This window comes from Arcanobacterium phocae (assembly GCF_018913465.1).
Classification (GTDB): Bacteria; Actinomycetota; Actinomycetes; order Actinomycetales; family Actinomycetaceae; genus Arcanobacterium; species Arcanobacterium phocae_A.
This window is the reverse complement of record NZ_JABAPM010000004.1, coordinates 150,228-167,351: the sequence shown is the minus strand read 5'-3', so window position 1 is coordinate 167,351 and position 17,124 is coordinate 150,228. Positions and strand designations below refer to the sequence as shown.

Here is a 17,124-nt window from a genome sequence, read left to right as displayed (position 1 = left end):
TTATTCTGCTTTCGTTACGCTAACTAATGCGGGTACAGAGCCGCCAATCATATGGACTGGTTCTTTTGAACCTTTTGGCGGTACATAGAACGCCACTGACGTGGAATATTGAGCAACAACTGGCTTATCCACCGTGATGACTCCGTCTTTCTTCCCTTCACTCAAAGCCCCGATCAACGATCCGAGTTTTAGTGTTGCACCATCCTTCGTACGAGTAACGGTCATGTCATAGCGCAACTCCCCAACCATCACGATTCCGCCATCTTTTGTTGACACAGCACGAATGTCTTTGTTGGGAACGGAGAATGCTATCTTCGCCTCGCCCAGCTGGTTGAGCGCCGCAGTTAAATCACTGGCTTGCTTTGCAGTCTGCTCGTATAGCGGATCGCCCTCGTTGAACTTAACGTCTCCCATTTGCCGAGCATTAGCATAGCTTGCATACGCATCAAGCACTCCTGCCGGATCAGTAACAAAATCGTCAGCATTCATAGCTAAATAGCCTTTGCTATCGTTTTGTGTATTTGTAATTTCGATCTTTGGCGGAGATGGGAACATATCAATAGCTGCCCATAGCTGGTAATTTTCTCTTGCAGTAGCTTGCTGCCATACTGCAATGGTTCCAATACCACGTGGGGTTTTACTGACATCGATCGCCATTAAAGTTCGCGGAAAAGCAACACCTGATGCCATAGTCGCTTCTTTTGGATCAAGTGCGAAAGGCGTTGGCGCAGTCGCTTCAGTTGCGCTAGCAAGGCTATATTCGGCTTTTCGCTGAGTTAGTAGCGGGCCTGCAATCCTGTTCCCTAAGGCATCCACATCATGGTTTTTATCTGCTTGAGACAGCGCCTCAGACACTTCATCAACGAGTTCAGAATATTTTTGCGCAGAAATGATATTCCCGGTTTTCGTGGCTGTCTCTGGCTCTGGTAAAGAGTTGTCCTGAGCACAACCAGTAAGACCAAGAACTCCCGCTGCAAGTAGCACAATAATTAGTCGTGAGTTACGCATTGTCTTCCTCTTTCTGTTGTGGACCCCAAGAAAAATTCCATAGCGCACGCCAATCTTGCGAATTCGTTTCATCTGAAGAACTTTGCAAGCTTTCCACTTCGGCAGGCTCATCCGGCGTATCATCTTCTCCTGTAGTTTCTGGCACTAAAGCTTGAAGATCACCTGTTTCAGTGGCAAGCAAGATGCGGTCTTTCGGATCTAGCTCCCGACTACGGAACATCTCACTATGGCTCGTTCCAGGTAGAATCGAGGCACCTAGAGCCGAACCTGTGTGCAAGCGTTGAATGTCTCGTTCGGTTTCAGGATCTGCCAAGTTTCCATCAAACGATGTCATAACTGACGGCATCCGATCCACATGAGCTCGCGAACGCAGTTTCACAGAAGACTTCTTAGTTGCTTTCCGACGAGCCAGCTCTTCTTGGTACCAATTAAGAAGCAAAAGCGATCCGATTAGGGTAATCAAAGCGCCAACAACATAGAAGACGGCAGGATTTCCAATATCGCGGACACGAACCCACTCCAAGGTAATTTTGGGAGCTTTACCGTCAGACGTCGTCGCTATCAGTGCTTTCCCGTCTATCTGCCGAGCATCTAAGATAATCTTTGCGCTATCTTCAGCTTGTCCATCTTTGCTCCACATATCCGAGCCAGCTAGAGAAAATTTTTCCGCGTTAACTGCATCTTCGACTGCCTGTGCACCTTCGTCACTACCTGCATCTGTTTTTACAGCGAGAGCATTCCATGAAGCCAGCCCAGTCACAGTAACTGAGGCCGCTTGATCAACAAACGCATCGACATCCACCGGATTCCCCAGTCCCCAGTGAATTTCACTGCCCGGCGCGTCTAAAGTGACCTTTACCTTGTCATTGACGAGCGTCAATACCCCAGGAGCAGTTTTCACGAAAACTGCAGAATCATCAGCAGTAGAAAGTTTGACATTCACCTCGTTTTGCTGAGCCATGGAGACCACAAAAGTACCAACCATCATCGCAACTCCAGCGATGAGGGCTATCATTCCAAGAATTCGCTTCATTCTTCCGCTTTCCTCGGCTACACACAGTATGTAACGATTAAATAACGATACCTTATTCGGACGACTTCGACACTCTGATGTGAGTTAAGTGACCTCCGGAAGGTAGTCTTAAGCTACAACATCTATTATATGGAGGAATTGACGTGGCAGAGGAACCTCTATTTCCAGTCGTCATGCGCGGTTATGATCGCGCACAAGTTGAAGAGCAGATTAACAGCCTAGAATCGAACCTTTCGCAGACCCGGGCTCAAGTAGCACATTTAGACGAGGAAGTTCTTAAGCTTTCAGCGCAACTTGCACAAGCTCAATCAGCACTGAAAGAAAACGATCGTCCGTCCTACTCTGGGCTCGGAACTCGCGTGGAACGTCTGCTCAAATCTACCGAAGAACAGGCACTAGATCTTATGACCCGGGCACGCAGTGAGGCCTCCGCAATCGTTTCGTCGGCCGAGGAACGTGCCGACAAGTTACGCGAAGCTGCGCAACTGGATAGCCAAAAGACCCTTTCTAAAGCACAGACCGAAGCAACTGCTGAGCTAGAAAACGCACGCGCCGAAGCCGAATCCATCACTGTGATTTCTCGCCGTACAAGCGAGGAAATCGTTTCCTCTGCAGAACGTGAAGCCGCGCGACTACGCACTCAGTCTTCTGCTGATTGTGCAGCTATGCGCTCTACTGCTGAGCATGAGGCATCGCAGATGATTGCCGATGCACAGGCAGAAGTTGCCAAGCTTCGTGGCGACACAGAAACTGAGCTTTCCGAATTGCGTGCCTCGGTGACCACCGAAATCGCCCAAGCAAAGGCAGATCTTGAGCGAGAACTGACCGAAGCCAAGGCACACAGTGAACAAACTATTGCCGATGCTCAGCAAGCTGCAGCACAAAAGCAAGCTGAGGAAAACGCCAGACTGACTGCCCAGATGAATGACATGGTGCAAAAGGCAGAAGCAGACGCTCATAGTGCTGAAGAGCGGCTCATTCAAGCGACGCAACGCACTAGCGAATTGACCGCTTCATCTGAGCATGAAGCCGCTGAACTACTGAATAACGCCCGTAATGAGGCAACTGCTATTTTGTCTGAAGCCCGCGAGGAAGCTGACCGTATTCTGTCCCAAGCGCATGAGGACAGCGCACGGAAGCTGACATCAGCTAATGATGAAATTTCAGCATTGAAAGAACAACGCGAATCACTGTCGTCTTACATCGAAGATATGCGTGCGATCTTGACTGGTTCCGAGCGATCACTCGCATTAAACGAAGTAATCGACTCGGCCACCGATAAAACTGAATGAGCTGACGTACACCACGTCATTTAGCTAGGCTGGCCCACGCGCGAAACAAACTCAGTAAGTGCCTGGGCCAGTTCTGCTGGTTTCTCATCAGCAGTAAAATGACCTGCGCCCTCAATTTCGATAATGCGAGGGTTCTTTGCTCGGAGCGATAGCTGCATGAAGTATTCCAACGAAGCCGTTGGGTCATCGGTTCCACGAATGAAATATACTGGGCCGTCAACTAGTTCTACGACGTCCGAACGATCTGAACGAGCAGCAAGCGCACGTTGAATCCAGGCTAATGCGTTCCCTGGCGCAGCTTTAAATCGAGCTTCTAACGATTCTTGAACTTGATCCGTAACGTCAGACCCTGTCATCGATTCTTTCCAGCCTTGCAAAATCTCAAAAGCACGTCCCTCTTCTGCCAAGTGGGCCATATTACGACGGAATTCCTGACGCTCCGGAGCGTCAGCACCAATGCCAGTATCCATAAGGGCTAGTCCCGCAACCATGTCGGGATACGTAGCAACAAAATCAGCTGCAACTGAGCCGCCCATTGACAGCCCACCAAGCATAATACGAGACACTCCTACGTGGTCTAGCGTCTCTTTGAGCGCTTGGACATACGTGATTGTAGACGGCTCTGAATCTGCCAATTCCTCGCCTGCTGGCGATTGGCCGAATCCAGGCGCATCCACAGTAATTACATCAATTGGTGCTAAAATTTCACGGACTTGATCCCACATAGTTGAATCCAGCGGCAAAGCATGCAATAGGACGAGTGGGCAATCAGAAACATCGCCGGTACGGCGGAAACTCAACATAGTCATGTATCCACCGTAGCACCTCACGAGATCAGGTTCGTGAGTTTACGCTAGTAGAGGTTATCGACGTCGACCACGAGCGTTCCAGCAGCCGGTATGCCAGTGGCGCCGATCCTGCTGACCAAAATCTTTTCCTAAAATATGGTCTTCAGTCCAAGCCACCTCATGCGGCTCCCCTACCCGGATTGTTCCGTAGCAACCCGGACACACATATTCCTTCGCACCAGCATTGATATGATGGACTTTAAAATCACGTCCGTCACGTCCCTGCTCAATTCGGGTGTAGCCCATTAACGCATAAGAATTGAGCTCGCGCACCGGCCGATTATATTTTTTGGACCGCCGCATCAGAACAGCCGGTCCTCTGGGTGGTCTACTCCGCGCATAGCATCATAATCTAAAATGACGCATTCAATACCGCGGTCCTCTGCCAATACACGTGCCTGCGGTTTGATTTCTTGCGCCGCAAAAATTCCACGTATAGGTTGCAACGTGGTATCACGGCCCAGTAGGTCTAAATAGCGCGTCAGTTGTTCGACGCCATCGATTTCTCCTCGCCGCTTCACTTCGACGGCGATGTGTCCACCAGCAGCGTCAAGTAACATCAGATCGACCGGACCGATAGGTGTCGGGTACTCGCGACGGACCAGTTCTAGATTCTGTCCTAGAACATTTACCTGCTCGGCCAGCAACTTTTGTAGATGTGCCTCTACACCGTCTTTAATGAGCCCTGGCTCAACTCCAAGATCCTGGGTGAGGTCATGGATTAGTTCGTAGATATTAATACGGAGCACGTCGTTTGTTTTGTTATGCTCAATCGACCATGTTTCAACCACTCCAGCCTTGCGATCCGCGTCAGCGACGTCGACAACGCTGAATGTGGCCGGTGGAGACATCCAATTGAGTGGCTTATAGGAGCCGCCATCGGAGTGGACTAGAACTGAACCATCTTGTTTCAACATCAAAACTCGAATAGCTGGTTCTAGATGTGCATCGAGCCGACCAGAATAATCGACACTACAACGAGCGATGACAATACGCATAGATGTCTCCTCACATCCAACAGGCAACGCTGGCCGAGCACAAGGCTCGACCAGCGTTACATGTTACCTAAAACAATTCGGGTTCTTCTACTGGCGGCGCAGAATCTATCCACGAGACGATACCGGATACGGCGAGCGGAGTTGTTGCCAGGCTCCACGACTGATCTCCGCGGGTAATATGCACAACCTGGATATCGCCGGAAGCTGGCATAACCTTGAAATCAAGTTCGCCACGTTTCCATTGAACATTCGGCCATGGACTCAAGGAGTGCGTCGAATACCAATTCAGTTGGAAAGGCTCGAACACCGCTACCCCAGTTTGCCAACGCTCCTGGTTTGCTTGCCGTAAAGCCACGTGGAACGAGCCATTGCACGAAAAAAGTATCCGCAATCTTAAGAGCGAGTATATACCAACAATAATGATAAATACTGCTATGGCAACAATAGCCCACCACATGAATGACGGCATAAGTCATTACTCCTCGTGATTTTCTACGACAACCATGACCGCGTCATGATCGACTGTCAAAAACCCTTTACCAACAACAATTTCTTGCTTGTCTCCGGTTGAAGTCACAAACCGAACTGGACCAGGCATGACTACCGATAGAACCGGAGCACGTCCCGGAAGGATACCCAGTTCGCCATCATATGCTGGAACCACTATCTCGCTGACTTCTCCGGAGTACAGCACTCCAGAACGCGCAACAATATCGAGCTTCATCAGCGCATATCCTGTTGGATCTTGTGCCAGGCACGTTCGATATCTTCGATACCACCAATATTGAAGAAGGCCTGCTCTGGAATATGGTCATATTCGCCGTCGGTAATTCTCCGGAAAGCTTCAACCGTTTCAGCGATTGGAACAGTTGAGCCCTCAACACCCGTGAACTTCTTAGCAGTGTAGGTGTTTTGCGAGAGGTACTGCTCAATACGACGAGCGCGTGCCACCGTGACCTTGTCCTCTTCAGATAACTCATCAACACCAAGAATCGAGATGATGTCTTGGAGTTCCTTGTTCTTCTGCAGAATGGACTTGACCTTGGTAGCCACCTCGTAGTGTTCTTTTCCAACATATTGTGGATCCAAAATACGAGACGTCGAGGTCAACGGGTCAACTGCTGGATACAAACCACGCGATGCGATATCACGCGACAGCTCGGTAGTTGCATCCAAGTGTGCGAAGGTCGTTGCCGGGGCCGGATCGGTATAATCGTCCGCTGGCACGTAGATTGCCTGAAGCGAGGTAATCGAATGTCCACGGGTAGAAGTAATACGCTCCTGCAACGCGCCCATTTCATCAGCCAATGTTGGCTGGTAGCCCACTGCCGATGGCATACGACCCAACAACGTCGAAACCTCAGAACCTGCTTGGGTGAATCGGAAGATGTTGTCAATAAACAACAACACGTCCTGGTTTTGGACATCGCGGAAGTACTCTGCCATCGTCAAGCCAGAGAGCGCAATACGCAAGCGCACCCCTGGTGGTTCATCCATCTGGCCGAATACAAGGGCGGTCTTGTCCAACACTCCAGCATCAGCCATCTCGTGGATTAAGTCGTTACCTTCACGGGTCCGCTCGCCAACTCCTGCGAACACTGACACACCGCCGTGGTCTTGTGCCACACGCTGAATCATTTCCTGAATCAGAACAGTTTTGCCAACACCAGCACCGCCGAACAGACCGATCTTTCCACCTTGAACATAAGGAGTGAGAAGATCGATAACCTTGATGCCGGTTTCGAACATCTTAGTTTCTGGTTCTAGCTCATCGAACTGCGGTGCCTTCCGATGGATTGGCCAGCGCTCCTTGACTTCCAGCGTTTCACCTTCATCAAGATTGAGGACTTCTCCGGTCACGTTAAATACGTGTCCTTTAGTCACATCACCCACTGGCACGGTAATTGGTGCACCCGTGTCGATGACGGTCGCACCTCGCACCAAACCGTCAGTTGGTTTCATGGCGATGGTACGAACGATGCTGTTCCCTAGGTGCTGAGCGACTTCGAGAGTCATCTTCAGCTTGCTTTCGCCTTCGCCTTGACCTGACAAGTCAACCTCAGTGATGAGCGCATTGTTCAGCTGTGGCAGGGAATCTGGCGGAAACTCCACGTCCACAACGGCACCCACGACTTGGACGATACGTCCTGTGGTTACGCCCTGCATATTATCAATTGCAGTCATTGTTATTCCTTACTGTGTCCCGAGCAGAAGGGACGTTTAGCTTTTACCCAGACTGTCTGCGCCTGAGATTATTTCTGTAATTTCCGTGGTAATTTCCGCCTGGCGAGCGTTATTAGCCAGACGCGTGTAGGACTCGATCACTTCGCCCGCATTCTCAGTAGCAGAATGCATTGCTTGCTGACGTGCTGCTAGTTCCGAGGCAGCCGACATAAGCATGACGGAATGAATACGCTGACCAACGTACATCGGTAACAACTCATCAAAAACTTGCTGAGCAGACGGCTCGAATTCGTACAATGGCTCATTGTCTGCCAGAGTCTCATCGGCTACCGAAGCCTCATCGACATCGTCAACAACTTGAATCGGTAGCATACGACGAACTTGAACGGTTTGTGTCACCATGGAAACGAACCGAGTAAAGATCATGTACAGTTCTGCAACACCGCCGTCGTCAGCATCAGCCAAGAAGCGTGTCAAAAACTCAGTACTGATCTCATCCGAGGTTTCGTCGGATGGTTTGTCAGATTCCCCAGTCCATGCACGTTCTACTGGAACACCACGGAATCGGAAATAGGATGCACCACGACGTCCCGAAACATATAGAACTGGTTCTTTACCATTTTCCTTCAGTTCGCTGATGAGTCGCTCAGCTTCGCGCAATACCGACGACGAGTACGCCCCAGCCATGCCACGATCTGATGTCACAACGAAGACAATCACCCGACTAGTATCAGTTCGCTCTTTGATCAACGGATGGTCTTCGTGAGCATGAGCCGCTACTGTCCCAATCGATCGCGTCAGAGCCTGCGTGTACGGATCTTGTCCGAGCGCACGGTCACGAGCCTTGCCGATACGGGAAGCTGCAATAAGCTCCATCGCCCGGAAGACTTTTTCGAGAGTTTTCGTTGCCCGAATCTTCTGTTTATAAATCCGCTGTGCGCCTGCCATCATCAGCCTCGCTTAGGACGAACGATCTGTTCTTGAGACTGTTCAGCTTCAGGCTCTGCGTCATCTAGTTGCACCGTTCCATTGTTGGCAACAAAACCAGCGCGGAATTCCTCAACAGCAGCACGCAGTTCGTCTTCTATCTCTGGTTCCAGTTTGCCAGTCACCATCATCTTCGCAAGGACGTCACTATTGGTATGCAAGTGACGGATAAGTCCCTGTTCAAACTTCGAAACATCGGCAACGTCAATATCGTCAAGATAACCGTTAGTACCTGCCCATACGGATGCAATCTGATCCTCAACAGCATACGGGGTGTACTGTGGCTGCTTGAGCAAGGCCATCAATCTCTCACCACGGGTGAGCTGTTGGCGTGTTGTTGCATCAAGATCAGAAGCAAACATGGCAAATGCAGCTTGGGCACGATATTGAGCGAGCGTAATCTTGAGAGTTCCCGCAACCTTCTTCATCGCTTTGATCTGCGCGTCACCACCAACACGTGACACTGAAATACCAACATCAACTGCTGGACGCTGATTCGCGTTGAAGAGGTCAGACTGTAAGAAGATCTGTCCGTCAGTAATAGAAATGACATTAGTTGGGATATATGCCGAAACGTCATTTGCTTTAGTTTCAATAATCGGTAGACCGGTCATCGAACCACCACCGAGTTCGTCGGAAAGCTTGGCACAACGCTCGAGTAGACGGGAGTGCAAGTAGAACACGTCACCTGGGTATGCTTCACGCCCCGGTGGACGACGTAGCAACAATGATACTGCTCGATATGCTTCAGCTTGCTTCGATAGATCATCGAAAACAATCAGTACGTGTTTTCCGTTATACATCCAGTGCTGTCCAATAGCAGAACCGGTATATGGAGCTAGATATTTGAAACCAGCTGGATCCGATGCTGGTGACGCCACAATCGTGGTGTATTCGAGCGCACCGTTACGTTCTAGCGTTGCCCGGACTTCCGCAATGGTTGAACCCTTTTGTCCAATAGCTACGTATATACAACGTACTTGTTTCTGCGGATCCCCAGTTTCCCAGTTTGCTTTCTGGCTAAGAATCGTATCGACGGCGAGCGCAGTCTTACCTGTCTTACGGTCACCAATAATCAGCTGGCGCTGACCACGTCCAATCGGAATCATCGCATCGATAGCTTTGATACCAGTTTGTAGTGGCTCGTGAACTGACTTACGCGCCATGACGCCAGGGGCCTGAAGCTCTAGTGCACGGCGTGTGTCAATTCCATCAATCGCGCCAAGGCCGTCGATTGGAGTTCCCAATGGATCCACGACGCGACCAAGATAGCCGTCACCAACAGGCACTGATAACACTTCGCCCGTGCGGCGAACTTCCATTCCTTCATCGATGTCAGAGAAATCGCCGAGGACAACAACTCCGATTTCACGCTCTTCAAGGTTCATCGCCAAACCAAGAGTTCCGTCTTCAAACTTCAAAAGCTCATTTGCCATTGCGCCCGGTAAACCGTCAACGCGGGCAATGCCGTCTGCGCTGAGGGTGACATGACCGACTTCTTCGCTACTGGCTTTTGATGGCTCGTATGAGCTCACAAATTTGTCCAGCGCAGATCGGATGTCATCGGGCTGGATTGTCACTTCAGCCATTCATCATTCCTTCGCTCCAAGCAGCCACATGGCTGCACGTTTTATTTCAGTTAGTAAATTGCTCCCGCAACGCCGTAATTCGGCTAGCAAGAGTTCCATCGATCACATCATCACCAACATGAATTCTAATTCCTCCAATAACGGAAGGATCTAGAGTCACATGGATAGCAACAGCTGTGTTGTAAGTACGGGTAAGAATCGCAGTTAAGCGTGCTTCTTGTTCGCGAGTCAACGGAATCGCACTGGTAACCGAGGCAACGATATGGTGGTCGAGTTCGGCTGCCAGATCGAGATATATGGTTAATGCTTGGGCTAGGGTTCGCCCTCGTGCTAAACGAGCAACTGCCCTAGCTAGCAACTCTTTGGTGTAAGAGCCGTAGTTTTTGAATACTTCCCGAGCCAAATCACTTCGTTTATTAGGTTCGTAAACCAAGTTACTGAGAGTTAAACGCAGACCGCGTTGGTTGCGCAAGGTCCGCATAATGACATACAGCTCTTGTTCCACGTCAGTGAGTTGATTAGCGTTACGCGCCCCTATGAGCAACGTATGGACACCCAGATACTCAAGTGCCAGCGGAAGATCCCCGTGCTCTGACCAGTGATCGCGTGCGAGACCCATAAGAAGCTCGACGACGTGGTCACGCACTTTACCGCTGAAGATATCGCTTGCTAAGCGTGCCCGATCGTCACCTTCGCGTGCCGTATCTTCAATAGCAGCAACAACATTGGGGTTTTCATTGAGAATATCAACAACCTCAAATACTGCTTGTGCTACCTCAATTTCCGAGTTCGGGACAGCTCGTAAAACGGCTTCCCAACGGTCACGAGCACGGTCAAGAGCTGCTAGACTTCCGGAACGCATTATGCCTCCTGGTTAACGGGGATCGTGGCAGCTTCGAGCTCATCTAGGAAACGATCAGTTACCCGTTGCGCGAGCTCGGAGTCAGTGATTGCTTCGCCAACGATGCGCGCAGCTAATTCAGTAGCTAGGGTACCTACCTCAGAATGCAGACTCCGCCGCGCAGCATCTGAATCTGCTTCAATCCGGCGTTGCGCAACCTGCAGAATTTGTCCTGCTTCTGAGTGTGCTTGGGACTGTGCCTGAGCAACAATGGTTTTTGCATTGTCCGCAGCTTTTTCACGAATAAGCTCTGCCTCACGATGCGCGTCACGAAGTTGCTCATCAAGCCCAGCACGCTCCTGCGCAATCTCAGCTCGAGCAATGTCAGCAGCTTTAATGCCGTTTTCAATCTTTTCGGCGCGCTCATCAAGCGTTGCCGAAAACGAAGGCCAAGCGAACTTATAGATAGCTATTGCGACAATAAGGAAGGCGACGGTACCCCAAATAAGATCCGGCAGAGCCGGAACTAGCAGTGAGAAGGTTGAATGGCCTTCTGTTGCAAGGATAGTCGAACTTATCATACGTATCACGCAGCGAAGACGAAACCAGCCGCGAAGCCAATAAGACCAAGTGCTTCAGCGAATGCGATGGACAAGAACATGTTCACGCGCAAGAATCCCTTGAGTTCTGGCTGGCGTGCGGTTGCTTCTTGGTTCTTCGCACCGATAAGTCCAATACCAAGGCCTGGACCAATTGTTGCAATACCGTAACCGATGGTGGCGATGTTACCGATCATGGGGATTTTCCTTTGTTTGTAAGTGTCTCAGTGTGCTGAGATGGACAATGAAATGTAGGCTGCAGCAAGCATAGCGAAAATGTATGCCTGCAAGGCGCCAACAAAAAGCTCGAAGACGACGAAAACAACGCCTGCGAGAAGAGTAAGACTACCGAGTGTCGCTCCAAGTGCTCCAGAAAGTGTGAAGTACAGATACTGTGTGCCTAAGAAACACAACACTAGAATAAAGTGCCCAGCAACCATATTCGACAACAGACGGACAGTAAGAGTCAACGGCCGAAGAATGAAGGTGGACAGAAACTCTAGTGGCACCATGATGAAGTAGAGTGGCCACGGAACCCCTGGGGGCATTAGCTGTTCCCTAAAGAATCGGCCAAATCCACGAGATTTAATACCAGCAATAATGAAGCCGATGTAGACAAAAACTGCATAAATGAGCGGCATACCAATAAGTGATGTACCAGCAATCTGCAAACCTGGGATGACGCCGGTGAGATTCATGAAGAGAATACCAATAAAGACTGTGGCGATCATCGGTTGATACTTCGCTGCTTTCTCAGCACCAATAATTTCTTCACCGATTTGCACGCGAGAGAAATCTAGGATGGACTCCACAACAGCTTGTCCACGCGATGGAATCAGCTTTGCCGCCCGTGAATACCACACCATGACTGCCAATAAAACAAGCACAGCAATAAGACGAACCAGAATTAGCCGATGAATTTCAAACGGGGTTCCCCCAAACAACAACGGATCTGGATTAAATTCATGATCAAGACCGGGAGCTACAAACCCATCACCAGAGTTCGGCGCAAGCAGAATCGGCACGGTTCCTAGAGTGGTTAGCAAAGAAAGCACAGTTCTTATTTCCCTCAGTATCACGTGGATTGGAATTTGGAGCCGGGTACGAACATTCGTAGGGTCGACTTCAAGGAATGAACATAGTTAACTCTACCTGAGTTTTGAGTCCATAGCCAAAGGGCGCAAGCTCAATAGTTCACACTTTAGTCCTATTCACCAATAGGTGGTCCATCATTATGGAGAATCACGCTTGTTCCGATGAAAAGCCCTGATATTATGCCAAAAACTAAAGCGAGCGCAACGATGCGCACGTCAAAAATAGCTACCTTCACGGCCACCATATATACGAAGACTATTACTCCAATTTTTACGACATAACCGCAGACTGCTAGCATTCCTACAAGCCGGCCCCGAGATAACACGTAGCGTTCTAGTAGGAAGGAAATAACATGCATCACAGCTACGGTCGTAAATCCGAGAATAACTGACAGAACGCTTCGGGAAAGACCGCCAATTGCTAGCACAATGGAAGCCAGCATGCCCGCAATTATTAACGTCACAATATTCCACATTGTGGCGCGCGCAATAATCTCACTCGTGGCGCAGCCCCGCCCTAGCTTACGATTCATGCTCAGAGTTACCTAATCCACGGCCTGGCACTAGTCGCTTCGCTTGTGCGGTCATTAAAGCCCAACGCGCGGCAAAGACTCTCGATGTGACTATAACTGCCCCGATAATCCCCAAGATTGACACTGGCGCAACCCACTTCAGTGGAAATGCCACCGCAGCGACCGCACTAAATGAAGCGACTGCGGTCCACATATACAACACTAAAACAGCATGAGTGTGCGAATGTCCGTGACGTAGGAGCCGATGATGGAGATGGCCGGCATCTGCCGAAAATGGCGATCTTCCCTGAGCCACTCTACGAACCACACCCCAGACTAGATCAACTAATGGAATGATCAGAATCAGAAGTGGCACAATCAACGGCATATAGGCTGGAATCGCTTCTGGAGTATTCGCTGCCGCCGGATCAATTTGTCCAGTGACGACGATTGATGCGCCGGCAATAATTGTTCCGAGCATTAATGCTCCAGAATCTCCCATAAAGATTTTGGCGGGATGGAAATTATGTGGCAAGAAACCAATACAAATTCCGACCAGCGCGGCGACTAGGGCGGTTGCAACTGAGGTGAAGTCACCAGGCGAGTTTTCTCGGGTTAAATAGTAGGTGTAGGCAAAAAACGCTAACGCTGCTATGCCTACAACCCCAGCGGCTAAGCCGTCCAAACCATCAATAAAATTAACTGCGTTGACGACGACGACGACCGCAACAATTGTGACAAATAACGTTAATCGCGCTGACCCTACGGTTAAGCCCAGAAGCGGAACACTGACGAGTTGGACTCCGAACCACACCATGACTCCGGCGGCCAACATTTGCCCGGCAAGTTTGGCATACCATGACAGCTCATAGATATCGTCAATGACGCCAACACAGCAAATGATGCCGGCCCCAGCAACTACTGCCCATGCCATGGAATTATCACCCAAAACGTCATGGAAATATGGGATTTGCGAAGCGATCACTAGTGATATAACAAATCCTAAATACATCGCCACCCCGCCCAGACGAGCAATTGGCACGGTGTGAACATCGCGCGCACGAATTTCAGTAATAGCCCCACTTGCTAACGAAATTCGATGCACTAACGGAACCAATAAGTACGTTACGATTCCGGCGATAACCATAATCAGCAGATAAGCTCTCACTATGACTCCTGGAGCTTAATCACGCGCGCTAAATCTTCTCGGCTCAGCGCTCCTTGACGTAACACCTCGTATGTATCATCTTCACTGCTCCATCGAATAATCGTTGATGGAACTCCCCCAGGTGAGGTTCCGCCGTCGATATATACCGAAACAGCATCGGAAAGTTGCTCAACTGCACACGAAATATCTGTAGCCGGTTCTTGTCCAGTCTTATTTGCAGACGTTACGGCAAGCGGGCCCACTCGCCGTAGAAATTCGAGCGTCACCGCATCATCCGGCATACGCACTGCAACAGTGCCAAACGTCTCGCCTAAGTCCCAGCCTAATTCCTCGCGGGCAGGCAAAATAACGGTCAAAGCGCCAGGCCAAAACTCGGCCATGACAGCGCGTGCGCTATCGGGCAATTGCGCGACAAGAGTCTGTGCCTGTTCAACCGACGACACCAAAACTGGCGGTGGCATAGCGCGGGTACGCGACTTGGCAGCCAATAACGCGGTCACTGCATCATAAGAAAACGGGTCTGCACCAATCCCATAAACAGTGTCGGTTGGCAGACACACTATTTGACCAGTCTGAATAGCCTGTTGGGCAGTGTCTAATGCATAGTCAAGTTCTTCACTGCTAATAACAACCATCACTACTCCCCTTTTTCTGCATATAACCAGCGATCCCGACCGGTTAAATCAACCCCTGTGGCAGCGTTCAACAAACCACAGGAATACGCTTCTTGAACCAACGCTACACCCTGGTCATCCCCATGTTCCATAACAAGAGCCCCTCCTGGCTTCAATAGCGTTACCGCTCTGCGGACCAATTCGCGCGGCAAATCTAGACCATCTTCACCACCGCCGTATAACGCCATCGCTGGATCGTACGAAACATCTTGTGGCACGTTCTGTGACTGTGGAACATACGGCGGATTCGTTATAACAAGATCTACTTTTCCAGCTAGCTCTGGCAATGCAACGCGGGCGTCGTCGACAACAAAAGTTACGAGGTTGCCATATTTTTCGTTGTTTTCGCAGGCAACTTCGTAGGCAGTGTTGTCACGCTCAACACCCCACACTTTACTGGTTGACACTTCAGTTGCGATTGCCAACGCAATTGCTCCCGAGCCAGTACACAAATCGACGACTACGGGATTCGACGTCGACATTCGCGTCAAGGCATCAATACCCGCTTGCGCAACCATTTCAGTTTCCGGGCGCACAATAAACGCCCCAGGCTTACTGACTAGTTCCAAGTATCGGAACCACATGACGCCCATGATGTGCTGTACTGGTTCGTAATGCGCCCGACGGGAAACCGCTTCATCGAACTTTCGCTCAATTTCAGCCGTAACGCCCTCACTTGCCAGCGGAACATGCCCTATGCACCATTCAGCTAGCAACCGTGCATCAACGTCCGGAGACGGTAGCCCGGCGTCGGATAACAGTCCACGCGCGCCTCGTAGTTTTTCTCCCCACGTGACCATGTTCTACTTCGTCTCAGTAGCGTCCTTGGCAGCCTGCTCCAAGCGTTCCGATTCATCCATCAACCGCAATGACTCGATAACTGGCGCTAAATCACCGTTAAGTACCGCGTCAAGATTATGTGCCTTGTAACCGGTGCGATGATCTGCAATACGGTTTTCCGGGAAGTTGTAGGTTCGTACTCGCTCTGACCGGTCCACAGTTCGTACCTGAGAGCGACGCTGATCAGCTTCTTTGGCAGCTTGTTCTTCTAACTGCAGCTGGCGCAACCGGGCCAACAACACGCGCATAGCTGCTTCCCTATTCTTGATCTGCGACTTCTCATCCTGCATCGACACCGTAATTCCGGTAGGCAAATGGGTGATTCGAACAGCTGAATCAGTTGTGTTCACCGACTGTCCACCCGGGCCAGAAGACCGAAAGACGTCGATGCGTAGTTCGTTGTCATTAACTTGAACTTCTTCTGGCTCATCAACTTCTGCAAAAACCAAAACTCCAGCCGCAGAGGTATGAATACGTCCTTGAGATTCAGTGGTTGGCACGCGCTGTACTCGGTGGACTCCCGCTTCATATTTCAGATGCGCCCAGACGCCTTCTGCTGGATCTTCTGGAATAGAGGAGGCTTTCACTGCCATCTGGATATCTTTATACCCGCCCAATTCGGTTGGCGTAGCTGACAGAGTTTGTACGCTCCACCCTTTGGATTCTGCATAACGCTGATACATCCGGACGAGGTCAGCAGCGAACAGCGCTGATTCTTCGCCGCCTTCACCAGCTTTCACTTCCACAATCGCATCACGCGAATCATCTGGGTCACGTGGAATAAGCGCATCACGCAAACTGTTCGCAGCAGCAGCTTCCTCCGCTTCCAGCCTTGGTAGCTCGGATTCGAACAGTTCGCCGTCTTCACCACCAAGCTCAACTATTTCACGTAAATCGGCAAGATCTGCACGCGCTTTTTCCCACGTCCGGTAGCGGCTAACAACACGACCGAGCTGCGCATAGCGGCGTCCCAGACTCCGTAACTTCTCCGGACGGGATAATACTTCCGGTGAAGACATCTGGTTTTCAATCTCTTGATATTCAGCTACCATCGCATCAGCGGCGGGAAATGCGCTCATTATCATCCTTATACGTTACCGGCCAGAGCCGTAGTTTTTACCGGCGACGACGTGTCACCGTATTTCATTGTCTGCTGTATTTAAGTGTAAAACAAACGCCGGTACGACGAATCGTACCGGCGTTTGGGCATGAAGCTACTTGGTGCGCTTACCGTAGCGTGCTTCGAATCGAGCCACACGACCACCGGTGTCAAGAATCTTCTGCTTACCGGTGTAGAACGGATGGCATGCCGAGCATACGTCTACACGCAACTCTCCACCTTGAATGGTGGAGCGGGTTTCAAATTCGTTACCGCAGGTGCATGTTACGTGCACTGGTGCGTATTCTGGGTGAACACCCTTTTTCATAGGAAATCTCCTTGGATCGTTTTACGCCCT

At 50.3% G+C, this 17,124-nt stretch carries 21 protein-coding genes; 1 reads left to right on the top strand and 20 read right to left on the bottom strand.

The features are described from left to right. On the bottom strand, positions 1-1,008 hold the full coding sequence (locus KSO86_RS06630; RefSeq protein WP_216379194.1) for a DUF8094 domain-containing protein: 1,008 nt from the start codon (positions 1,006-1,008) through the stop codon (positions 1-3). Next, positions 1,001-2,041: a hypothetical protein gene (locus tag KSO86_RS06625; protein ID WP_216379193.1), complete on the bottom strand. Its 1,041-nt coding sequence runs from the start codon at positions 2,039-2,041 to the stop codon at positions 1,001-1,003. Before KSO86_RS06625 ends, KSO86_RS06630 begins: the two co-directional genes overlap by 8 nt. Positions 2,042-2,184: 143 nt before the next feature. On the opposite strand from KSO86_RS06625, the gene KSO86_RS06620 reads away from it, so the two are divergent. Further along, positions 2,185-3,333 (top strand): coiled-coil domain-containing protein, encoded by a 1,149-nt coding sequence (locus tag KSO86_RS06620; protein ID WP_216431958.1) that lies wholly within the window; start codon positions 2,185-2,187, stop codon positions 3,331-3,333. Positions 3,334-3,353: 20 nt separating this feature from the next. On the opposite strand, the gene KSO86_RS06615 is transcribed toward KSO86_RS06620, so the two are convergent. The 18 genes from KSO86_RS06615 to rpmE form a co-directional block, all read right to left on the bottom strand. Then, positions 3,354-4,142, bottom strand: a complete 789-nt coding sequence (locus KSO86_RS06615; RefSeq protein ID WP_216379191.1) for an alpha/beta fold hydrolase — start codon at positions 4,140-4,142, stop codon at positions 3,354-3,356. Positions 4,143-4,196: 54 nt separating this feature from the next. Beyond that, a complete protein-coding gene (locus KSO86_RS06610) occupies positions 4,197-4,454 on the bottom strand; it encodes an Rv1322 family protein (RefSeq protein WP_308164974.1) in 258 nt (85 codons plus the stop codon). Positions 4,455-4,483: 29 nt separating this feature from the next. Next, a complete protein-coding gene (gene nucS, locus KSO86_RS06605; protein WP_216379189.1) occupies positions 4,484-5,179 on the bottom strand; it encodes an endonuclease NucS in 696 nt (231 codons plus the stop codon). 67 nt (positions 5,180-5,246) lie between these two features. Further along, positions 5,247-5,648 carry a DUF2550 family protein gene (locus tag KSO86_RS06600; RefSeq protein WP_216379188.1) on the bottom strand — a complete coding sequence of 134 codons (402 nt, stop codon included), beginning with the start codon at positions 5,646-5,648 and terminating at the stop codon, positions 5,247-5,249. A 6-nt stretch (positions 5,649-5,654) separates the two neighbouring features. Then, complete coding sequence (atpC, locus tag KSO86_RS06595; protein ID WP_216379187.1) at positions 5,655-5,903, bottom strand: ATP synthase F1 subunit epsilon; 249 nt, start codon at positions 5,901-5,903, stop codon at positions 5,655-5,657. Beyond that, positions 5,903-7,363, bottom strand: coding sequence for a F0F1 ATP synthase subunit beta (gene atpD, locus KSO86_RS06590; RefSeq protein WP_216379186.1), 1,461 nt, complete (start codon positions 7,361-7,363; stop codon positions 5,903-5,905). Before atpD ends, atpC begins: the two co-directional genes overlap by 1 nt. A 36-nt stretch (positions 7,364-7,399) precedes the next feature. Continuing rightward, positions 7,400-8,311: a F0F1 ATP synthase subunit gamma gene (locus KSO86_RS06585; protein ID WP_216379259.1), complete on the bottom strand. Its 912-nt coding sequence runs from the start codon at positions 8,309-8,311 to the stop codon at positions 7,400-7,402. Between the two features lie 2 nt (positions 8,312-8,313). Continuing rightward, positions 8,314-9,939, bottom strand: a complete 1,626-nt coding sequence (gene atpA / locus KSO86_RS06580) for a F0F1 ATP synthase subunit alpha (protein WP_216379185.1) — start codon at positions 9,937-9,939, stop codon at positions 8,314-8,316. 46 nt (positions 9,940-9,985) lie between these two features. Beyond that, positions 9,986-10,801, bottom strand: coding sequence for a F0F1 ATP synthase subunit delta (locus tag KSO86_RS06575; RefSeq protein ID WP_216379184.1), 816 nt, complete (start codon positions 10,799-10,801; stop codon positions 9,986-9,988). Continuing rightward, positions 10,801-11,361: a F0F1 ATP synthase subunit B gene (gene atpF / locus KSO86_RS06570; protein WP_216379183.1), complete on the bottom strand. Its 561-nt coding sequence runs from the start codon at positions 11,359-11,361 to the stop codon at positions 10,801-10,803. The genes KSO86_RS06575 and atpF overlap by 1 nt, the downstream gene beginning before the upstream one ends. Before the next feature lie 5 nt (positions 11,362-11,366). Continuing rightward, a complete protein-coding gene (gene atpE, locus KSO86_RS06565) occupies positions 11,367-11,576 on the bottom strand; it encodes an ATP synthase F0 subunit C (RefSeq protein WP_216379182.1) in 210 nt (69 codons plus the stop codon). Between the two features lie 27 nt (positions 11,577-11,603). After that, positions 11,604-12,434, bottom strand: a complete 831-nt coding sequence (gene atpB, locus KSO86_RS06560) for a F0F1 ATP synthase subunit A (protein ID WP_216379181.1) — start codon at positions 12,432-12,434, stop codon at positions 11,604-11,606. 152 nt (positions 12,435-12,586) lie between these two features. Next, positions 12,587-13,006, bottom strand: a complete 420-nt coding sequence (locus KSO86_RS06555; RefSeq protein ID WP_216379180.1) for a hypothetical protein — start codon at positions 13,004-13,006, stop codon at positions 12,587-12,589. Next, entirely contained in the window at positions 12,996-14,153 is a 1,158-nt protein-coding gene (locus KSO86_RS06550; protein WP_216379179.1) for an MraY family glycosyltransferase, read from the bottom strand. The genes KSO86_RS06555 and KSO86_RS06550 overlap by 11 nt, the downstream gene beginning before the upstream one ends. Beyond that, the gene (locus KSO86_RS06545; RefSeq protein ID WP_216379258.1) at positions 14,153-14,788 is read right to left on the bottom strand and encodes an L-threonylcarbamoyladenylate synthase; all 636 of its coding nucleotides are present in this window, start codon (positions 14,786-14,788) and stop codon (positions 14,153-14,155) included. Before KSO86_RS06545 ends, KSO86_RS06550 begins: the two co-directional genes overlap by 1 nt. A 2-nt stretch (positions 14,789-14,790) precedes the next feature. After that, entirely contained in the window at positions 14,791-15,627 is an 837-nt protein-coding gene (locus KSO86_RS06540; RefSeq protein WP_216379178.1) for a N5-glutamine methyltransferase family protein, read from the bottom strand. A gap of 3 nt (positions 15,628-15,630) precedes the next feature. Further along, positions 15,631-16,746, bottom strand: coding sequence for a peptide chain release factor 1 (prfA, locus tag KSO86_RS06535; protein ID WP_231699969.1), 1,116 nt, complete (start codon positions 16,744-16,746; stop codon positions 15,631-15,633). A 135-nt stretch (positions 16,747-16,881) separates the two neighbouring features. Then, a complete protein-coding gene (gene rpmE / locus KSO86_RS06530; protein WP_091278596.1) occupies positions 16,882-17,094 on the bottom strand; it encodes a 50S ribosomal protein L31 in 213 nt (70 codons plus the stop codon). Positions 17,095-17,124: the final 30 nt, after the last annotated feature.